Raw genomic sequence first — 19,877 nt, forward strand, 5'->3', positions numbered from 1 at the left:
AAAAGTTGTATTAATAATCAAAAAACAGGCGGAATTTTTCACGTAGTCTGCATTTTTATTCCAATGTATTCTGTATACATGACGTTTTTATGAATTTTTTAGCAGGAATTTACGCAATGTTGACGAATAACAAAAATAACAATATGTTGCTGCATGAAATTTGTTATCTTAGCACATATGTATATTAAAGGAGGGGAACTCTTATGAAAAAACTCTTGGCTTTTTTACTTGGTATCATGGTGATGGCTACTATGATTGCCGGCTGCGGTGGTGGAGACAAAAAAGATGATAAAAAACCTGCTGCACAAAAATTCATTAACATTGCTACCGGTGGTACCTCCGGTACCTACTTCCCGTTAGGCGGTGCTCTTGCTGATATCCTGAATAAAAATATTCCGGGTACCAATGCTTCCGCACAATCTACCGGCGCTTCTGTAGCTAACGTAAACCTGCTCAGCCAAGGCAAGGTTGAAATCGCATTCATTCAAAATGATATTGCTTACTATGCTGCCAATGGCACTGAAATGTTCAAAGGCAAACAGGTTGCCGGCCTGCAAGGTCTCGCAACTCTGTATCCGGAAACTGTACAGATTGTAACTTTGAAAAAATCCGGTATCAAATCTGTTGCTGATTTCAAAGGCAAACGCATCGCTGTAGGTGCTGCAGGCTCCGGTACTGAAGCAAATGCTCGCCAGATCATGGAAGCATATGGCATTAAATATGATGATATTAAAGTTCAATACCTGTCCTTCGGTGAAGCTGCAAGTGCTTTGAAAGACGGCAACGTTGATGCTGCTTTCGTAACCGCAGGCCATCCGACCGCTGCTATTCAGGATATCGCAACTCAGAACGACGTTGTACTGGTTCCGGTTGACGCTGACAAGGCTGACGCTCTGATCAAACAATATCCGTTCTACACCAAGCTGGTTATCAAAGCTGGTACTTATCCGAAGCAGGATGCTGACGTTACTGCAGTAGCAGTAAAATGCATGCTGGCAGTAACTGATAAAATGGATGCAGATACCGCTTATGCAATTGCTAAAGCTCTGTACGGCAACCTTGACCGTATGAAATCTGCTCACTCCGCAGCAAATGCTATCAGCAAAGATACTGCTAAAGACGGCATGTCCATTAAGCTGAACCCGGGTGCTGAAAAATTCTTTAACGAAAAATAAGGATTTTAAATGATGCCGAACTTCAAAGACCGGAAACCGGCGTTTGCCGGTGGCCGGTCTTTTTTCCCAGTAAAGAATTTAGTAATTATTGTAAGCGTTGTTTTAATGCTTTTGGGGTGGTATAGTACGCGCCTGGTGGTGGCGATTATACCTGAGGGAGCTTCGGGAGCTGTTACTTTTGCCACAGCGGCAGGTGATGAATGGTACATCAGCCTGACGCATTCGGTGGAAAAAACTGCCTGGAATGATTATTTCAGGGTTAACGGCGCAAATAACATGACCATGACGCACACCCGCTTTTCCTCGCTGGGCTGGGGCTATCCGTATTCCGCTGCCGACGGCAAGCTGACGCAGACTGCCGACGGTAAGTTTGATATGGAGATGAACCGTCCCTATAAGGAGGTTGCCCTGCGTATATCCGAGCAGGCAATGCCGCATATTGTCCACGGCGGCGACAACTACGACCTGATTGCTATGTACGGGCAGGGGACTGCGGTAACAGTGAAGGTCATGTATCGATATCAGTACTGGTTGGAACGGTACTTATAGGTTTTATTATATTAAATGAGAGGAGCTGATACCCATGTCTGAAAAAGAAAAGAAAGTAAGAGAGCTTTCAGCAGAAGAGGTATTGCAAAAATTTGACAAGGAATCAGACAAGCGTGAGCTTACAGGTGTGTGGGGGAAAATTATTTCCGCAATCTGTATTCTGTTTGCACTTTTCCAATTATATACAGCCACCTTTGGTGTGCTGGACGCGCATCTGCAGCGCGCTATTCACTTAGCCTTCGGCTTTTTATTGATTTTCCTGCTGTATCCCAGCAGACATTCCTGGTCCCGCAGCAAGATGCATCCCTTTGATGCTTTTCTGGCACTGCTCAGCGCAGGTACTGCCATGTATCTGGTTGTGAACTATCAGGAGCTGGTGCTGCGTGCCGGCATGAATACGGAAACAGACTTCATCGTCGGCCTTATCGGTACGATTATGGTTTTTGAAGCAGCGCGCCGCGTAGTAGGCTGGCCGATGATTATCGTTGCCTTCTGCTTCATGCTGTACGCCTTCTTCGGTCCTTATATTCCCGGTATTCTGGCGCATCGCGGCGTTGGCGTGCAGGAAATGTTTGACCATCTGTTCTTCACTACCGAGGGTATTTTCGGTACGCCTATGGGTGTATCTTCTACCTTTATTTATCTGTTCATCCTCTTTGGTGCTTACTTGGAAACCACCGGCCTCGGCAAATTCTTCATTGATATTGCCAACGCTATCGCAGGCTGGGCAGCAGGTGGACCGGCGAAGGTTGCCGTACTGTCCTCCGGCCTCATGGGTACTGTTTCCGGCAGCTCCGTTGGTAATGTTGCCGGCACCGGCGCTTTCACAATCCCGATGATGAAAAAGCTTGGCTATCGTCCGGCATTTGCAGGCGCTGTTGAGGCCGCTGCTTCTACCGGCGGTCAGCTGATGCCTCCTGTTATGGGCGCTGCTGCCTTCCTGATGGCAGAGTTTGTAGGCGTTCCGTACTTTGATGTTGTTAAGGCTGCCGTTATCCCGGCAATGCTGTACTACATCGGCGTATGGCTGGGCGTTCACTACGAAGCTAAAAAGTTCGGCCTGAAGGGCACTCCGCGTGACCAGCTGCCGAAATTCAAGGAGCTGTTCATGGAAAAAGGCCATCTGGCTATTCCATTAATCGTTATCGTTTACCTGCTGGTAAGCGGTTATACTCCTATGCGTGCTGCTTTGGCAGCCATCGTGCTGACCATCGTTTGCGCCTGCCTGCGTAAATCCACCCGCATCGGCTTCAAGCAAATCGTCCAAGGTCTGATTGACGGCTCCAAGGGCGTGCTTGGCGTACTGATTGCCTGTGCAACCGCAGGTATCATTATTGGCGTTGTTACCAAAACCGGCGTTGGCCTGAAGATTGCCACTGCTCTGCTGGACTTGGCAGGCGGTAATCTGCTGCCGGCAATGTTCTTCACCATGATCACTTCTCTGATTCTTGGCATGGGCGTGCCGACAACTGCTAACTACGTAATTACTTCTACCATTGCAGCGCCTGCTTTGGTGCAGATGAATGTACCGGTTCTGGCAGCGCATATGTTCGCGTTCTACTTCGGTATCGTTGCCGACGTTACACCGCCTGTTGCCTTGGCTGCTTATGCCGGCGCTGGTATTGCCGGTGCTAACCCGATGCGTACCGGCGTTATCGCTGCTAAGCTGGCGATTGCTGCGTTCATCGTTCCGTATATCTTCGTACTGGCACCTGAGCTGCTGATGATCAACGCAACTCCGTTTACCATCTGCTACAGCGCCTTCACCGCGATTGTTGGTATGTGGGGCGCTTCCATGGCGATGATCGGCTTCTGCAACAATCTGCTGAATATTCCGCAGCGTATTCTGTTCCTCGTTGGCGGTATCTGCATGATTATCCCTGGCGTATTCACTGACGGTATCGGTGTTGCGCTTGTGGCTGTTGCCTATGTATGGCAGCGCATGAACAAGGTTAAGGGTGCAATTCAGCAAGATAGTGAAGACCTGTAAACCGAAAATTTCATAGTCCTGCGTGCATTTTAGATGCTGCGCAGGACTTTTTTATTGATTAACATTGTTTATTTTCCTTTTTATGTTTTCTGAAATAATCCTAAGGCTTTTCAACTTTTTACCGCAACCATAAGCCTTGACGGCAGTGCTTAGCCTTTGCCTCAAATTTAAATAACTTAAGATTTTACGCAAATGAAAAGACCTGAGGTCCGCAAGAATCCGGACTTCAGGTCCTTTTTTGTATAAAATCGCAAGCCTCAAGAGAGCCTATCTTGGGGCATTCTTCGAATCAGGCTTGGTCAGCTTTTAAGGCTTCAACCTGCTCAATAGGCAGAGAAGTAAGCTCAGCAATATTTTCGAGAGAATAGCATCCCTTGGCTAACATGCGTTTAGCAGTAGCGAGTTTCTCTTTAGCTTCACCTTTGGCAATACCCACAGCTTCGCTCTCACGTCGTTCATCTAATAAACGTGCTTCCATAAGCATAAATTCTCGACTCACTTTCGTATCGAGTTTCAGATAGCAGATTTCATCGTCAATCTGCTTGGTGAAATCAGTAGTTACAATGTGGTTGTTTACATAATCATAAAAGCTCTTGATGTCCTTAGAGATATCGCCATGCGTACCTTTGGTGTTCAAAAAAGATTTAATGACGAGCTATATTGTTAAAAATAGTGTTTGTAGTATTGTTTAAAAGCACAGCTTGCAACAAATGCAATATTGGTGTTGTATTTGATTTTCTGAGAGTAAAGAGGAGTTCCGGTTCCTGCAAATTCACCATTGAACTTATAATATTTTACTGTTTCATCCGAATAACTCATGCCGCAATCTTTTTCCAATTCGGTCAAAAGCATATTATTTTGTTCAGAAAAAGATCTTTTAGAGTTTTCTTCTACTATTTTGTTTAGTAAAGATAAGGTACTGCGGTTATCGTCATAATTAAAAAAACGAGTGCTTTCAGCAATAGCAACCGTGTCATATAATACACTATAAACTTTTGCTTGTAATGTATAGTAAGGAGGACTGTTACGAAGTGATTTTATTGAATTGAGTTCAAGATAAATTGTTCCTGAAGGTGCTTCAATTATCTTTTCATATTGTTCAGGGTTGGATTGTAGTTCTTCCAATGAGATTGCCGAACATGATAATGGGATTAAGAACAGCATAAATAATATTGTTATCATTCGTTTCATTTTGAAAGCCCCCTTTGTTTTTTTTTATTACATTTCTAATTATATTATAGCATAGAAAAGAGTTAAAACAAACTGATTGGTGAGAACCCGGCTTGTTTTTATATGAAAAAAATTTTCTCGCAAAATCATCCGTTTGGCAACAAACTTTTCACAAAAAATATGTATCACTATTTGTCAATAGCCCATATTTAGTGTATAATAAAGTAGAGAGTATGTGTGCGGACACAGTATCAAATTCAATTTCTACATTTGTACGGAAGAATGTAAAATAAAAAATGGAGGTGTATTTTTTTTGGGTAAATTTCAACATAAGGTCCAGATTATCCCGCTGGGTGGTTTGGGCGAAATTGGTAAAAATATGACGGTATTCCGTTACGGGGACGACATGATCCTGATTGATGCAGGCCTGATGTTCCCTGAAGACGATATGCTCGGCATTGACTTGGTTATTCCCGATATTACATATTTGGTTGAGAATAAAGATAAAATTAAGGGTATCTTTCTGACACATGGTCACGAGGACCATATCGGTGCGCTGCCCTATGTTATGAAACAAATTGATTGTCCCGTTTATGGTACCGCACTTACTCTGGGTATTTTACAAGGCCGCTTGAAGGAAAACGGTGTAGGCAACGAAAACCTGCACGTAGTAAAACCCGGTGACAAGATTAACGCCGGTGCCTTTAAGCTCGATTTCATCCGCGTAAACCACAGCATTCCCGACGCTGTTGCTATCGCGATTACTACTCCTATCGGTGTTATTATCCACACCGGTGACTTCAAAATCGACCACACTCCTGTTGACGGACAGGTTATGGAATTCAATAAATTTGCCGAATACGGCGACCGTGGCGTGCTCTGCCTGCTGGCAGACAGCACCAACGCCGAGCGCCCGGGCTTCACTCCCAGCGAAAAAATGGTTGGACAGACCTTTGACGAGGAGTTCCGCTATGCTAAGCACCGTATTATAGTAGCAACCTTCTCCTCTAACGTACATCGTATCCAACAGGTTATTGATACTGCTGTGAAGTACGACCGTAAGGTAGCAGTTATCGGCCGCAGCATGGTGAATGTTGTAAATATCGCTAAGGAGCTGGGTTATCTGAAGGTTCCCGAGGGCGTTTTGATTGATATTGATGAAACCCATAACTATACGCCGGAAAAGGTTGTTATTATCACCACTGGCAGTCAGGGCGAGCCGATGAGCGCGCTCACCCGTATGGCTATGAATGACCATAAAAAGGTTGATATTATGCCTGGCGATACAGTAATTATTTCTGCTACACCGATTCCGGGCAACGAAAAGCTCGTTTCCCGTACTATCGACCATCTGTACAAGCTGGGTGCGGACGTTATTTATGAAAAGAGCAACGGTGTCCACGTTTCCGGCCACGCCAGCCAGGAGGAAATCAAGATGATGCACAATCTGGTGCGTCCGCGTTTCTTCATGCCTGTGCATGGTGAATACCGTCACTTGGTTAAGCATGCTAACCTGGCAAAATCCCTGGGCATGCCGGCGGACCACATTGTTATCGGTGAAAACGGCAGCGTTATCGAGCTGACCAAGAGCAGCATTACCATTAACGGCAAGGTGCCTGCAGGCAAGGTGCTGGTTGACGGCCTTGGTGTCGGCGACGTAGGCAATATAGTACTGCGCGACCGCCGTCAGCTCTCTCAGGACGGTATCATGATTGTTGTTGTAACCATTGACAAGGAATCCTGCCATGTGGTTTCTGGTCCGGATATCGTTTCACGCGGCTTTGTTTATGTACGCGAGGCCGAGGACCTGATGGATGAAGCACGCGATAAGGTACAGGCTGCCTTGGACCGCTGCGAGGAAAACAATGTTTCCGAATGGTCGGCAATCAAGTCCACCGTGCGTGATTCTCTGGGACGCTTCCTGTTTGAAAGAACCCGCCGCCGTCCGATGATTCTGCCGATTATCATGGAGATTTGATAGTTTTCAGTGACTAGTGATTAGTTTTTGGTGAGCGGTTGTCAGCAGTCAGCTGGTAAAGGATGACTGCCGGCAGCTGCGATTTTAGGAGTTGTCTTATCTTGCGCAAGGAAAGAAGAAGGAAGCAACAGAATAGAAGCTACTCGCGCCCTGTCGGCGTTGTCTGCCTGCTTATTGGTCTGCTGTTTGCAGCCGCTCTTCTTATGACGGCTGAGGACGGCGTAATGCATTATGCTTATCTGGTGGAGCAGAATCTGCTGGGGAAGGGTGTCTTTTTGCTGCCTTTGGCTTTCTTTGCTGCGTCCTTTGCTTTGCTTAAAGGACAATTTGGTGTTTTTAACAAGAGAACATTAATTTTTACTTTGGTGACGCTGTGCCTTACAGGCACAGCTCATCATGTTTTTGTGCCTGTTGGCTCTGAGCTGGAGCCTTCGCTGATAGCGGAGGGCGGCGGTCTTATAGGCGGCCTTTTGCTGAAGCTGCTGCGTTCCTTTGCCGGGGATGTAACGGTTTACGTCATTCTGGCTTTAGGATGGCTATGGCTGCTGGGCCTGGTGCTGCCGCTGCGCAAATGGTGGGAGCTGTGGCAGGATTACCTGACCTCTGACGAGATTACGCTGATGCGCCCCGATGACAAGGTGAGGGAGGAGCGCAAGCGCACGGAGCTTGCACCTAAGACTGTGTTCAAGCGCAAGAGTGCCGCACCTCAACAGCATCCCGCTCCTGCGGATAACGTTATCAGCAATTATACCAGCCCCGAGTTTGACGCCTTCAACGAGGGCGTGCAGAAGAAAAGTGCTTTCAGAAGTATTTTGGGCTTTGCCAAAAACAAGAGCGTTTACGAAAAATCACCTTTAAAAGAGGAAATAGAGCGTGACCCGGTGCAGCTGCCCGAATGGGAGCAGTCCAAGCCCGAGGTCATTGTAAGACCGATTATCAATTATGACGATGATTACGAGCCGGACAGCCGCTTTCTGGATGATGCCGAACCGCCGGCTGCCGAACCCGAGCCGGAGCCGGAGCGTCCTGCTTCCGTAATCCGCAACACCTATCGCGAGGAGCAGCCTGCAGCGTTTGCAGCGCCTGTTAAGGCAGAGCCGCAGCCTGAGCCTGAACCGGAGAAGCCGGCCGTAACGATTTTTGACAGCGCAGATAAAATTGCCGCAGCGGCGCCTGCTCAGCAGTCCGCAGCAGCATATGAGCCTGAAGCGCAGGTAGCGAGCAGCTATCAGCTGCCCCCGCTGGAGCTTCTGGATACGCCGAAGGCCAGCGACCCGTCCACCTATCAGAAGGACATCATGGACCAATGTGCGGTGCTGGAGCAGACCTTGGCAGACTTCAAGGTGCGCGCCAGAGTTGTTGCCGTAACGCGCGGACCGTCGGTTACCCGCTTTGAGCTGGAGCCTGCGGCAGGTGTCAAGGTAAGCTCGGTGGTGAACCTTGCGGATGATATTGCCCTGCGTCTGGCTGCGCCCGGTGTGCGTATCGAAGCGCCGATTCCCGGCAAATCCGCCATCGGCATCGAAGCACCGAATACGAAGAACGATCCTGTGTGCTTCCGTGAGGTTGTGGAGGCAGGCAGTGTGCGCAATGCGAAGGAGCATCTGTGTATCGGTCTGGGCAAGGATATCAGCGGTGATATTATTTCCGCCGACCTTGCGAAAATGCCCCACCTTTTGGTAGCAGGCTCCACAGGCTCCGGTAAATCGGTGTGCATCAATACGATTATCGCCGGTCTTTTGTACCGTGCTACCCCGGACGAGGTTAAACTGATTCTTGTCGACCCCAAGGTCGTGGAATTATCTAATTACAACGGTATTCCGCATCTTTTGACACCAGTTGTTACCGAGCCGAAAAAGGCAGCCAGCGCGCTGCATTGGGCGGTAGCGGAAATGGAGCGCCGTTATAAGGCGTTTGCCGACAGCCGTGTGCGTGATATCAAAACCTATAATGCACAGGCCGCAGAAAAGATGCCCTATATCGTAATTATCATCGACGAGTTATCCGACCTGATGATGGTAGCCAAGGTTGATGTGGAGGATGCCATCCTGCGCCTGGCACAGAAGGCCCGCGCTGCCGGTATCCATCTGATTCTGGCAACCCAGCGTCCGTCCGTAGATGTTATTACAGGCATCGTCAAGGCGAATATTCCTTCGCGTATTGCTTTCGCCGTATCCTCGCAGACAGATTCGCGCACCATTATTGATATGGGCGGTGCCGAAAAGCTGCTGGGCAAGGGCGATATGCTCTTTTACCCCATGGGCTACAACAAGCCCGTGCGTGTGCAGGGTGCCTTCGTCAGCGATGATGAGCTGAATAAAATAGTAGATTTCATTATAAAGCAGTCCATTCCTGTAAATTACAGCGAAGAAGTAACGGAGCAGGAGCTGGAATGTGATAATAAAGGCCATAATGCCGAAGATGCAGGCTCGAATGCGCCTGCGGAGGATGAGCTTTTTGAGGATGCCCTTAGTCTGGTGCTGGATATGGGCCAGGCATCAAGCTCCATGCTGCAGCGACGCTTCCGCATAGGCTATACGCGTGCGGCGCGTCTGGTAGATACCATGGAGGAGCTGGGCATTGTCGGTCAATCCGTAGGCAGCAAGCCACGAGAGGTTATAATGTCGCGTAAGGAAGCAGAGGAACGCTTCCTGCGCCGTGAATAAGCGGAGGTGCAGGCGAAATGGATGATAAGGAAAAGACTGTTGGCGCAATTTTAAAAGAAGCAAGACTGGCCAAGGGTATTTCCCTGGCTGATGCCGAAAAGGCTACCAGTATCCGCAGCCGTTATCTGCAGGCTGTAGAAAATGACGAATATGACAAGACTCCGGGCGAGGTTTTCCTGAAGGGAATAATCCGCAACTACGGCAATTATCTGGGCTTGAACGGTCCGGAGCTTGTTAATGAATATAAAGCAAGTGCTGCCGGTATGGCGGCAGAGGCTGTACGCAGCCAAGGTATCCGTGAGGTGGAAAAGGTCCGTCTCAACATCCAGCTGAAGGATAAGCGTGATATCGGCAGCGGTACAGGCCGCTTTGAAATGCCGGGCTTGCCGAAGCTGCCGATGAAGCAGTGTTTAGCAGGCTTAGCAGCGGTAGCGGTGCTCACGGCAGGCTATTTTGCCATTCCCGCTACGATTAACTATTTTAAAAATATGCCTAAGGATGAGGCCAAGCAGACCGAGCAGGTTAAGCCTGAAGCTAAAGCACCCGCAGTGCTGGATAAGGTTACCGTTGACCTGGAGGCCGAGGGTGACTGCTGGCTGGAGGCAAGTGCCGACGGCAAGGAGCTTTTTGCCGGCATTCTGCATGCTAAGGAAAGCAAGCATTTCGAGGCTAAGGATAAGCTGATTGTCAAATACGGCAATATCGGCGTTGTACGCATCAAGGTGAACGGCGAGGCTGTTGACCTGAAGGGCGAGCATGGCGTAGCCGTCAAGACCTATCTGCGCAACGCTCCCGCACAGCCTGCAGCCGCAGCTAAGGCAGAGGAGGCTGCACCGCAGCCCGAGCCGGAAACCAAGGCCGCACCTGCTGCCGCAGTAGAGGAAGCAGCACCGCAGCCGGCTGCAGCCGCACCTGCGCCGAAGGCAGAGGAACCGAAGCCGCAGGCTGAGGTTAAGCAGGCTGAGCCGCAGCAGCCACAGGCTGCCGGCGAAGCGAAGGCCGATAAGAAGAAATAATAATTTGTTCAGGAGTTTTTAATGAAACAGTTTTTACCGATTTCCGCTCAGGAAATAGCCGAGCGTGGCTGGGAGCAGATTGACTTTCTGTTTATCAGCGGCGATGCTTATGTAGACCACCCCTCCTTCGGTCCGGCAGTAATCTGCCGTGTGCTGGAGGCGCAGGGATACAAGGTAGCTATGCTGTGCCAGCCGCGTTGGGATAAAGCAGAATATCTGGCAGAGCTGGGCAAGCCGCGACTGGGCGTGCTTATTTCCGGCGGCAACCTTGACTCCATGCTGTGCCGTTATACGGCAGCCAAGAATGAGCGTTCTGTCGACAAGTATACCGCAGGCGGTGCGGTGGGACAGCGTCCCGACCATGCTACGGCCGTTTATGCGCAGCTCGTCAAAAAGCTGTGGCCCGATATGCCCGTAGTTATCGGCGGCATTGAAGCCAGCCTGCGCCGTTTTGTGCATTTCGACTACTGGGAAAACAAGCTGATGCCCTCTATTCTGGAGAGCAGCGGCGCGGACCTTTTGGTTTACGGCATGGGCGAAAAGCAGATTATGGAAATTGCCGATTATCTGGCAGGCGGTGCTTCTGCCGAGGATATGCATTATATCCGCGGTACGGCCTATATGTCCGACACTTTGCCTGATGAGGAATATGTGGAGCTTCCCGACTGGAAGGCTATCAATGGCGACCGCAAGGAATTTGCCAGAGCCTTCAAGCTGCAGAGCAAGGAGCAGGACCCGTTCTACGGCAAGCCGGTAGTCCAGAAGGGACAGAAGAAATATATCGTACAGAATCCGAATATCTTTCCGCTGACGATGGAGGAGATGGATGCTATCTATGATTTGCCCTATATGCGTAACTGGCACCCGAGCTACGATGCCAAGGGCGGTGTGGCGGCGCTGGAGGAGGTTCAGTTCAGCTTAGTCAGCAGCAGAGGCTGCTTCGGCAGCTGTTCCTTCTGCGCTATTCATGCGCATCAGGGACGTATTATTCAGGCGCGCAGCCATGAATCTATTCTGCGTGAAGCAAAGCTGCTGATACAGCTTCCCGGCTTCAAGGGTTATATCCATGACGTCGGCGGCCCTACGGCCAACTTCCGCCATCCTTCCTGTGCCAAGCAGCTGAAATACGGCGTGTGCAAGGACAGGCAGTGTTTGTTCCCCAAGCCGTGCCCCAATATTGATGCCGACCACAGCGATTATATAGCACTGCTGCGCAAGCTGCGTGCGTTACCGGGTGTCAAGAAGGTGTTTATCCGCAGCGGTATCCGTTATGATTATCTGCTGGCGGATAAAAAACAGGAGTTTCTGGACGAGCTGTGCCGTTATCATATCAGCGGCCTGCTGAAGATTGCACCGGAGCATATCGCACCGCAGGTTCTGGCGCGTATGGGCAAGCCCGGCAAGGAAGTTTATCTGAAGTTTATGCGCATGTTTACGCAAAAAAATAAAGAAATCGGCCTGCCGCAATATCTGGTGCCGTACTTTATTTCCAGCCATCCGGGCTGCACGCTGAACAATGCTATTGAGCTGGCAGAGTTTTTGCGTGATATCAAGCACAATCCGGAGCAGGTGCAGGACTTTATTCCTACTCCCGGCAGTGCGGCGACGGCGATGTATTATTCCGGCATCGACCCGGAAAGCGGCGAAACCGTATTTGTTGCCCGCAATCCGCATGATAAGGCAATGCAGCGTGCGCTGATGCAGTACCGTGCTCCGCGTAACCGCAAGCTGGTGCTGGAGGCGCTGCAGAAGGCAGGACGTATGGACCTTGTGGGCAGCGGACCTAAATGCCTGCTGCATACGGAGCAGGAACAGCGAGGCGGAGCGCGTGGCGCGAAGCGTGATGCATCTCGCGGCCCGAAGCGTAATGCAACGCGCAGTGCTGCAGGCAGTGGAGCGCGTAATGCAACGCGTAGTACCGGTTCAAGCAGTACCGGTGGAAGAAGGCGCGAGGATAAGCGCCGCAGATAGTAACGGAGGGATAAAATGATCCGTTGTATCTTTTTAGTGTTAATTCTGGCCGGAATGCTGACGGGAGGCTGTGGTGAGCAGCCTGCTCCTGTACAGAACGCAGGGGCAAAAACCATTATCCTGTATTCCGAGCTTGATAATAAATTTACTGAAAATCTGGTGGATGCCTTTAACAAGGATAATAAGGCTAAGCTGCAGCTGAAGGCTGTTTACGAGCTGAAGCCCGGCGGGGAGCTGCCGGACGTTGTGCTGGCCGAGCAGCGCACGCTTGCCGGACTGAAGCGTCAGGGAAGGCTGAAGCCTGCGGCCTTTGCCGATGGCGACAGACTGCCGCAGAAGTTCCGTGACGCGGATTTAAGTTGGTACGGTGTTTTCTATGATCCGATAGTTTTTCTGGTCAACCAGCAGTACGCCCGTACTGTCGGCCAGGCCAATATCTGCAGCTGGCAGGATTTGGCAGGAAAAGAGCAGCTGCGCATTGCTCTGGAAAATTTATCCGACAGCAACAGCACGCAAAACTTTCTGGCAGGTCTGGCAGACCGCTTCGGCGAGGATGAATCGCTGGAGTATTTAGGCAATATCAACCGCTTTATCGGGCAATATTCCAAGTTTCCCTTTACACCTGTGCGCATGGCGGCGGTAGGTGATGCGGATGTGGCTATTACCAGACAAAGCTACGTTTTTAAATATCTGGAAAATAAATTTCCCGCTTATGTTGTCTATCCCAAGGAAGGCACGCCGGTAAATCTTTTCTGCGTAGGCCTGTTTAAGAATACTGCAGATGATTTGCAGGGCCTGAAGGTTATGGAATGGCTTTTGACAAGCGAGCAGGTGCAGGCGATAGCGCAGGAAAATGCTACAGGCTATCTGTTCCTGTTCCCGCGCGGCTTTGATGCGGCTGCCGCCGATGCCGATAAAATCTGGCTTAACAGCAGCTATCTTGAGCCTGTTAAGCAGGATAGCCTGACAAATAAGTGGCTGAGTAAGGTTCGTTTCAGTAAATAGTGGCTGGTGATTAGTGAACAGTGATTAGTCATTAGTCATCAGTGAATAGTGATTAGATTATAGTGATTTATGCTCTTGCTTGCTGTCCTGACAGCTAGAGTGAGGGCAGCAGGTTTTGGAGGTAAAGAATGAAAATAGGTATGGTCAGCCTCGGCTGTCCCAAAAATCTGGTAGATTCTGAAGTTATGCTGGGTATTATCAAGGATAAGCAGCTGGAGATTACCAATGATCCCGCAGATGCCGAACTGATTATTGTTAATACCTGCGGTTTTATCGAAAGTGCGAAGGAGGAATCCATCAGCACAATTTTACAGATGGCTCAATATAAGGAGGAGGGTAGCTGCAAGTATCTGATTATGACAGGCTGCCTCGGCCAGCGTTATGCAGACGAGCTTTTCGAAAGCATGCCGGAGGTTGACGCTATCGTTGGCACCGACAGCTTTACCGATATCGGCTGGGTTATCGACCAGGTGCTGGCAGGCAAGCGCGTAAAGCATTTGCAGAAGCTGGCAAGCAAAAATGTGCAGGCTCCGCCCAGAATGCTGACTACGCCTGATTACATGGCGTATCTGAAAATTGCCGAGGGCTGCGACAACTGCTGCTCCTACTGCATTATTCCGCAGCTGCGCGGTCCCTACACCAGCCGTCCTTATGATGAGGTTATGGCAGAGGCAAGAAGCCTGGCTGCTCACGGCACCAAGGAGCTGATTGTCGTGGCGCAGGATACCACCCGCTACGGCGAGGACCTCACCGGCAAGCTGCTTTTGCCGCAGCTGCTGCGTGACCTCAACGAGCTGGAGGGCATCGAGTGGATTCGCGTTATGTACCTGTATCCCAACAATTTTACGGATGAATTGATTGCAGCCTTCGCTGAATGCGACAAGGTGTGCAAGTATATTGATATTCCTCTGCAGCATGCCAGCGACAGATTGCTGGAAAGCATGAACCGTTACGATACACGCGCACAGGTAGAAGAACTTCTGGCCAAGCTGCGTGAGCGTATTCCGGGAATTACTATCCGCACTACCTTTATCGTGGGCTTCCCCGGTGAAACCGATGAGGATTTTGCGGAGCTGATGGACTTTGTTGAAAAGCAGCGCTTTGAAAATGCAGGCGTGTTCCAGTATTCCCAAGAGGAGGGTACTGTGGCCGGCGCTATGGAAAACCAGATTGAGCCTGAGGTTAAGGAAAACCGCTATCATGAGCTGATGGCGCTGCAGGCAGGTATTTCCGAAGAAATCCATCAGGAGCGCGAGGATGAGGAGCTGGACGTTATCGTCGAAGGCTTTGATGAAGAAAACCCCGCTCTTGCGGTAGGACGTTCCTATCACGAGGCACCTGATATCGACGGCAACATCTTTATCGAAAATGCCGCCGGTCTGAAGGTTGGCCAGATGGTAAGAGTGCGTATTCTGCAGGGCTTTACCTATGAAATGGTGGCAGAGCTGGTTTAAGAGCGGTGCTGTAAGAGTCAAAATAACCGGTGAGAGGGTGACAGCAGGATGAAGGTTGAAATCATTACTACCGGGACGGAGCTGCTGCTGGGTGAAATTTTGAACACCAATGTGCAGTATTTATCCCGCAAGCTGAATAATATAGGCTTTGATGTTTTATATCAAACTACGGTCGGAGATAATCCGGAGCGTATGCGCGCAGTGCTGGAGCAGGCTATGCAGCGCGCCGATATCATCATTACCAGCGGCGGTCTGGGGCCGACGCGCGGTGATATTACCAAGGAGATGGTGATGGAGGTTTGTCATACAGAAGGCTATCTCGATTTGGATACATGGGGACGCATAGATGCATATTTTGCCAAGAAGGGACTTTGCCCTTCGCAAAATAACGAAAAGCAGGCGTATGTTCCCATCGGGGCCGAGGTACTGCAGAACGATGTGGGTACCGCTCCCGGACTGTGGCTGGAATATAAGGACAAAATCTTCATTATGCTGCCAGGACCTCCGAGCGAGCTTATGGATGTGTGCGAAAAGCAGCTGCTGCCGCGCATGCTGCAGCGCTTCAGCGAGCACGGCATTATCATGTCGCGCACCTTGCATCTGCGCGGTATTGGCGAATCCATGGTTGCTGCCAAGCTCGACGAGCTGATTATGGCGCAGACAAATCCGACGATTGCGCTTTATGCCCGCTACGGTGAAATTCTCATCAGGCTTACGGCGAAGGCTGCCAATGATAAAGAGGCAGTCAAGCTGCTCGACGCTATGGAAGCCAAGGTACGCAAGAGCGTTGATAATTATATATACGGTGTGGATGATGCCACTCTGGCGGCCTGCTTAGGGCAGGAGTTGCTGAAGCAGGGCAAAACTATTGCCTTTGCGGAATCCTGCAGCGGCGGTCTTGCCAGCAGCCTGGTTACGGATGTGCCGGGCAGCAGCGAGTATCTGCTGGGAAGCATCGTCAGCTACACTAACATGGCCAAGCAGAAGCTGCTCAATGTGCAGGCAGATACGCTGGCCAAATACGGTGCTGTCAGCCGCGAAACTGCCTGCGAAATGGCGTTGGGCGTGCGCAAGCAGCTGGGCAGTGATTATGGTGTGAGCATTACGGGCAACGCCGGACCGGGAGCCAGTGAGGGCAAGCCGGTAGGCCTTGTATATATTGCCGTTGCCACTGACGACGTGGTATATTGTCAGGAGCACCGTTTTATGTCGACAAGAACAGAAAATAAGCTGAGAATAGCTCAGACAGCTATTTCCATGGCTATTGATAAATTATTAGAAGAAAAAAACAATATGGAGGATAAACATTAATGACCATTCAAAAAGAGATGTTCGGCAACTTAGAGCTGGACAAAAAAATTGTAACCGCCTTGACTGACATGGGCTTCGAAGAGCCTTCTCCGATTCAGGCCGCTACTATTCCCCTGGTGCTCGAAGGTAACGACGTTATCGGCCAGGCACAGACCGGTACCGGCAAAACTGCTGCTTTCGGTATTCCTCTGGTGCAGGCAATTACCGACTTCAAGCATATTCAGGCGCTGATTATGACTCCGACCCGTGAGCTGGCTATTCAGGTTGCGGAAGAGGTAGGCAAAATCGGCCGTACCCGCCGCGTGCGTGCACTGCCTGTTTACGGCGGCCAGCCGATTGAACGCCAGATCCGTGCGCTGCGCAACAATGTGCAGATTGTTATCGGTACTCCGGGCCGTCTGATTGACCATATCAACCGCGGTACTATCCATCTGGACCATATCAAATTCCTCGTACTGGACGAGGCTGACGAAATGCTGGATATGGGCTTTGTTGATGATATCGAAGAGATTATGCGCAGCCTGCCGGTTGAACGCCAGACTCTGCTGTTCTCCGCAACTATGCCACGTCCGATTCTGAGCCTGACCAAGAAGTACATGAAGGCGCCGAAGAATGTAACCATTTCCAAGGAAGAGCTGACTGTACCTCTGATTGAGCAATACTATTTCGAAACCAAGGATAAGATTGAAGGCCTGTGCCGTCTGCTGGACGCAGAAATCGACGGCAAGCTGATTATCTTCTGCCGTACCAAAAAGGGTGTTGACGACCTGTCTATCGCACTTTCCAGCCGTGGCTACATGGCTGAGGGCCTGCATGGTGACCTGAGCCAGAACCAGCGTGACCGCGTAATGAAGAAATTCCGCGAGGGTGCTGTTGATGTACTGATTGCAACCGACGTTGCTGCCCGCGGCATCGACGTTGACAATATTACCCACGTTATCAACTTTGATATTCCGCAGGATCCGGAAAGCTACGTTCACCGCATCGGCCGTACCGGTCGTGCAGGCAACACCGGCGTAGCTATGACCTTCATCACTCCGCGTGAGTTCCGCCAGCTGAAGCTGATTGAGCGTACCGTCAAGACTAAAATCCAACGCCGTCAGCTGCCGACCGCTGCTAACGTTATCGAGCGTCAGCGCGACCAGATTATCAGCAAGATGCAGACTGTGCTGGAGCTGAACGCTTACCATGACTATATGCCGATTGCCGAAAGCCTGCTGGATGATTACAGCGCCGAGGAAGTTGCTGCCGCAGCTCTGAAGCTGATGCAGGAGGGCATTAAGGCTCTGGAGGCTCCGCAGGAGGATATCCTCTCCAAGGACCTGCGCAACACCGGCGGCCGTCCGGGCATGGTGCGCCTGTTCATCAACATCGGCCGCAGCCAGAAGATTATGGTTAAAGATATTGTCAGCACCATTGCTATCGAAGCAGACATTCCGGCGCGCGATATCGGTCTGATTAATATTTATGATAAGTTCACCTTTGTTGAGGTACCGGAGGATGTAGCCGAAAAGGTTATCGGTGCGATGAACAAGAACTTTATCAAGGGGTATAAGGTTAATATTGAGCCGGCGAAGGCAAGAAGATAATAAAAAGGGCGACCGAGTATAATGCGTCATTTGCGTCGTCATGGCTCCTAGGAGTACCTGTGTGTACGCCGTTGTCGCCATTCCTTGCATCTGACGCATTCTTCTCTAGTCGCGGAAGCATACATCCCCAATTATTGGAGGTGAATACCCATGGCTAATGAAATTTACGGCAACCTGAAGGGTATCCGTAATTCCGTTATTGAAGAATTAAAAACCTTTTATAATATCCGTCTGGAGGGCGGTCAGCTGCTGACAAGCGAGCTGGCTTTGCGTATGGCGGATGTTACTGATTTTATTAACCGCGAGGTGAGCGTTTACGTTGCGCGCAACGGTCAGGTGCTTGCCGTATCGGTGGGCAATGATCAGAGTGTGGAGCTGCCTCCGGTTGAGGGCAGACGCGGTGCCAGCCGTTTGAGCGGTGTGCGCTGCGTGCATACCCATCCCAACGGCAATCCGCTGCTGAGCGGTGTGGATATTTCCGCGCTGAAGAATAACCGCTTTGATGCGATGATTGCTGTCGGCGTTACTTCGCCGGATATCAGCCAGTCGCAGATGAGCTTCGGCATGATTACCGGTATTGACGACAACGAGCAATATCAGGTGGAATGCTACGGACCGCTGACGCTGCAGGAGGCGGAGGGAGTGTTCTTCCCGAATCTGGCGGCGATGGTGGAGCGCATCCTTGACAAGCAGACGGGCAGTGCCAGTCTGGCGCAGGGAACAGAACGGGCGATTATCGTAGGCATGGAATACGGTGCCCCCAACAGCAGCGGCTGGACGGCCGAGGATTCATTGGAGGAGCTGAAGCAGCTGGCAGATACTGCCGGTGCGGAGGTTGTGGCACGCTTCCTGCAGAAGCGCCCCAAGCCGGACCCGGCATTCTTTATCGGCCGCGGCAAGGTGCAGGAGCTGGCGCTTTATGTGCAGCAGGAGAACGTAGACCTGTGCATTTTTGACGATGAGCTGTCGCCGGCACAGCAGCGTAACATCGAGCAGTCAATGGGTGTGCGTGTGCTTGACCGCACGGCGCTGATTCTTGATATTTTCGCTCAGCGTGCGCATACTAATGAAGGCAAGCTGCAGGTTGAGCTGGCGCAGCTGCAATATACGCTGCCGCGTATTATGGGCAAGGGCCTGGCGCTGTCGCGTCTTGGCGGTGGCATCGGTACCCGTGGTCCCGGCGAAACTAAGTTGGAGGTTGACCGCCGTCGCATCCGTGACCGCATTGCTTATATTAAGGAATGCATCGGCAAGGTTAAGAGTGTGCGCACTCTGCACCGAGCAGGACGTGCGAAGGCAAGTGTGCCTACGGTAAGCCTTGTTGGTTATACCAACGCTGGCAAATCTACGCTTTTGAATACGCTGACTAATTCGGATATCTACGCGCAGGACCAGCTTTTCGCAACGCTGGACCCGACTACGCGCCAGTTAGACCTGCCGAATAAGCAGCAGGCTATTTTGACAGATACCGTCGGCTTTATCCAACGCTTGCCGCATCAGCTGGTTGCAGCCTTCCAGTCTACGCTGGAGGAGGTTGTGCAGTCCGACGTGCTGCTGCACGTTATTGATGTCAGCCACGAGCTGTATAAGGAGCAGGCTGCTGCTGTTTATCAGGTTCTGGATGAGCTGGGTGCCAAGGATAAGACGATTATCACGGTTTATAACAAAATTGATAAGCTGCCGCCGGATTCCGGTCTGGCAGAGCGTTTGAGCAAGGAAGAAAACAGCATCTGCATTTCCGCCAAGGCACGTTATAATCTTGACGGCCTGCTGGCGCTGATTGCAGAAAACCTGAAGCTGAAGGCGGTAGAGGAGAGCTTCCTCGTGCCTTACAGCGATTCCGCTGCGGTAGGACGCTTGCATGATGCAGGCACGGTACTGGAGCAGGAATATCTGGCAGAGGGCACACTGCTGAAGGTGCGTCTGGACGCGGAGCAGGTGCAGCAGTTTGCAAAGTATCTTGCTGCAGACGCCAAGGCTTAGGATGAATTGGCGCAATGCCA

Annotated in this window: 14 protein-coding genes; 12 read left to right on the forward strand and 2 right to left on the reverse strand. The window is 50.7% G+C overall.

What is annotated here, in order from left to right:
• The first annotated feature begins 203 nt into the window (after window positions 1-203).
• The 3 genes from RDW05_RS04725 to RDW05_RS04735 all read left to right on the forward strand — a co-directional run bounded on the left by RDW05_RS04725 (window position 204) and on the right by RDW05_RS04735 (window position 3,714).
• Window positions 204-1,175: a TAXI family TRAP transporter solute-binding subunit gene (locus RDW05_RS04725; protein WP_293696384.1), complete on the forward strand. Its 972-nt coding sequence runs from the start codon at window positions 204-206 to the stop codon at window positions 1,173-1,175.
• 111 nt (window positions 1,176-1,286) lie between these two features.
• A complete protein-coding gene (locus RDW05_RS04730; RefSeq protein WP_307978028.1) occupies window positions 1,287-1,724 on the forward strand; it encodes a DUF1850 domain-containing protein in 438 nt (145 codons plus the stop codon).
• A gap of 34 nt (window positions 1,725-1,758) precedes the next feature.
• Complete coding sequence (locus RDW05_RS04735; RefSeq protein WP_307978029.1) at window positions 1,759-3,714, forward strand: TRAP transporter permease; 1,956 nt, start codon at window positions 1,759-1,761, stop codon at window positions 3,712-3,714.
• 289 nt (window positions 3,715-4,003) lie between these two features.
• Here the strand turns inward: RDW05_RS04735 and RDW05_RS04740 are convergent, their stop codons facing one another.
• Together RDW05_RS04740 and RDW05_RS04745 are read right to left on the reverse strand one after the other, a co-directional pair.
• Complete coding sequence (locus tag RDW05_RS04740; RefSeq protein WP_307978030.1) at window positions 4,004-4,351, reverse strand: hypothetical protein; 348 nt, start codon at window positions 4,349-4,351, stop codon at window positions 4,004-4,006.
• 26 nt (window positions 4,352-4,377) lie between these two features.
• Window positions 4,378-4,905, reverse strand: a complete 528-nt coding sequence (locus RDW05_RS04745; RefSeq protein WP_307978031.1) for a hypothetical protein — start codon at window positions 4,903-4,905, stop codon at window positions 4,378-4,380.
• A gap of 292 nt (window positions 4,906-5,197) precedes the next feature.
• On the opposite strand from RDW05_RS04745, the gene RDW05_RS04750 reads away from it, so the two are divergent.
• From RDW05_RS04750 to hflX, 9 genes are all read left to right on the forward strand, one after another.
• Entirely contained in the window at window positions 5,198-6,862 is a 1,665-nt protein-coding gene (locus tag RDW05_RS04750) for a ribonuclease J (RefSeq protein ID WP_021721156.1), read from the forward strand.
• A 101-nt stretch (window positions 6,863-6,963) separates the two neighbouring features.
• A complete protein-coding gene (locus RDW05_RS04755; protein ID WP_307978032.1) occupies window positions 6,964-9,528 on the forward strand; it encodes a DNA translocase FtsK in 2,565 nt (854 codons plus the stop codon).
• 17 nt (window positions 9,529-9,545) lie between these two features.
• Entirely contained in the window at window positions 9,546-10,544 is a 999-nt protein-coding gene (locus RDW05_RS04760; RefSeq protein WP_307978033.1) for a RodZ domain-containing protein, read from the forward strand.
• A 21-nt stretch (window positions 10,545-10,565) separates the two neighbouring features.
• Window positions 10,566-12,515 carry a YgiQ family radical SAM protein gene (locus RDW05_RS04765; protein WP_307978034.1) on the forward strand — a complete coding sequence of 650 codons (1,950 nt, stop codon included), beginning with the start codon at window positions 10,566-10,568 and terminating at the stop codon, window positions 12,513-12,515.
• 15 nt (window positions 12,516-12,530) lie between these two features.
• Window positions 12,531-13,520 (forward strand): extracellular solute-binding protein, encoded by a 990-nt coding sequence (locus tag RDW05_RS04770; RefSeq protein ID WP_307978035.1) that lies wholly within the window; start codon window positions 12,531-12,533, stop codon window positions 13,518-13,520.
• 128 nt (window positions 13,521-13,648) lie between these two features.
• Entirely contained in the window at window positions 13,649-14,974 is a 1,326-nt protein-coding gene (gene rimO, locus RDW05_RS04775) for a 30S ribosomal protein S12 methylthiotransferase RimO (protein ID WP_307978036.1), read from the forward strand.
• Window positions 14,975-15,022: 48 nt separating this feature from the next.
• Complete coding sequence (locus RDW05_RS04780; protein ID WP_307978037.1) at window positions 15,023-16,285, forward strand: competence/damage-inducible protein A; 1,263 nt, start codon at window positions 15,023-15,025, stop codon at window positions 16,283-16,285.
• Entirely contained in the window at window positions 16,285-17,874 is a 1,590-nt protein-coding gene (locus RDW05_RS04785; RefSeq protein WP_304097316.1) for a DEAD/DEAH box helicase, read from the forward strand. The genes RDW05_RS04780 and RDW05_RS04785 overlap by 1 nt, the downstream gene beginning before the upstream one ends.
• 150 nt (window positions 17,875-18,024) lie before the next feature.
• Window positions 18,025-19,857 carry a GTPase HflX gene (gene hflX, locus RDW05_RS04790; RefSeq protein ID WP_307978038.1) on the forward strand — a complete coding sequence of 611 codons (1,833 nt, stop codon included), beginning with the start codon at window positions 18,025-18,027 and terminating at the stop codon, window positions 19,855-19,857.
• The last annotated feature ends 20 nt before the right edge of the window (window positions 19,858-19,877 follow it).

Origin of the sequence: uncultured Phascolarctobacterium sp. (assembly GCF_902463975.1) — a bacterium.
GTDB lineage: Bacteria > Bacillota > Negativicutes > Acidaminococcales > Acidaminococcaceae > Phascolarctobacterium_A.

Bases quoted from the DNA above. Each gene is read 5' to 3' on its own strand.
- RDW05_RS04785 (WP_304097316.1), top strand. From the start codon at position 16,285: ATGACCATTCAAAAAGAGATGTTCGGCAACTTAGAGCTGGACAAAAAA.
- RDW05_RS04725 (WP_293696384.1), top strand. From the start codon at position 204: ATGAAAAAACTCTTGGCTTTTTTACTTGGTATCATGGTGATGGCTACT.
- RDW05_RS04780 (WP_307978037.1), top strand. From the start codon at position 15,023: ATGAAGGTTGAAATCATTACTACCGGGACGGAGCTGCTGCTGGGTGAA.
- RDW05_RS04745 (WP_307978031.1), bottom strand. From the start codon at position 4,905: ATGAAACGAATGATAACAATATTATTTATGCTGTTCTTAATCCCATTA.
- RDW05_RS04760 (WP_307978033.1), top strand. From the start codon at position 9,546: ATGGATGATAAGGAAAAGACTGTTGGCGCAATTTTAAAAGAAGCAAGA.
- RDW05_RS04770 (WP_307978035.1), top strand. From the start codon at position 12,531: ATGATCCGTTGTATCTTTTTAGTGTTAATTCTGGCCGGAATGCTGACG.
- rimO (WP_307978036.1), top strand. From the start codon at position 13,649: ATGAAAATAGGTATGGTCAGCCTCGGCTGTCCCAAAAATCTGGTAGAT.
- hflX (WP_307978038.1), top strand. From the start codon at position 18,025: ATGGCTAATGAAATTTACGGCAACCTGAAGGGTATCCGTAATTCCGTT.
- RDW05_RS04765 (WP_307978034.1), top strand. From the start codon at position 10,566: ATGAAACAGTTTTTACCGATTTCCGCTCAGGAAATAGCCGAGCGTGGC.
- RDW05_RS04735 (WP_307978029.1), top strand. From the start codon at position 1,759: ATGTCTGAAAAAGAAAAGAAAGTAAGAGAGCTTTCAGCAGAAGAGGTA.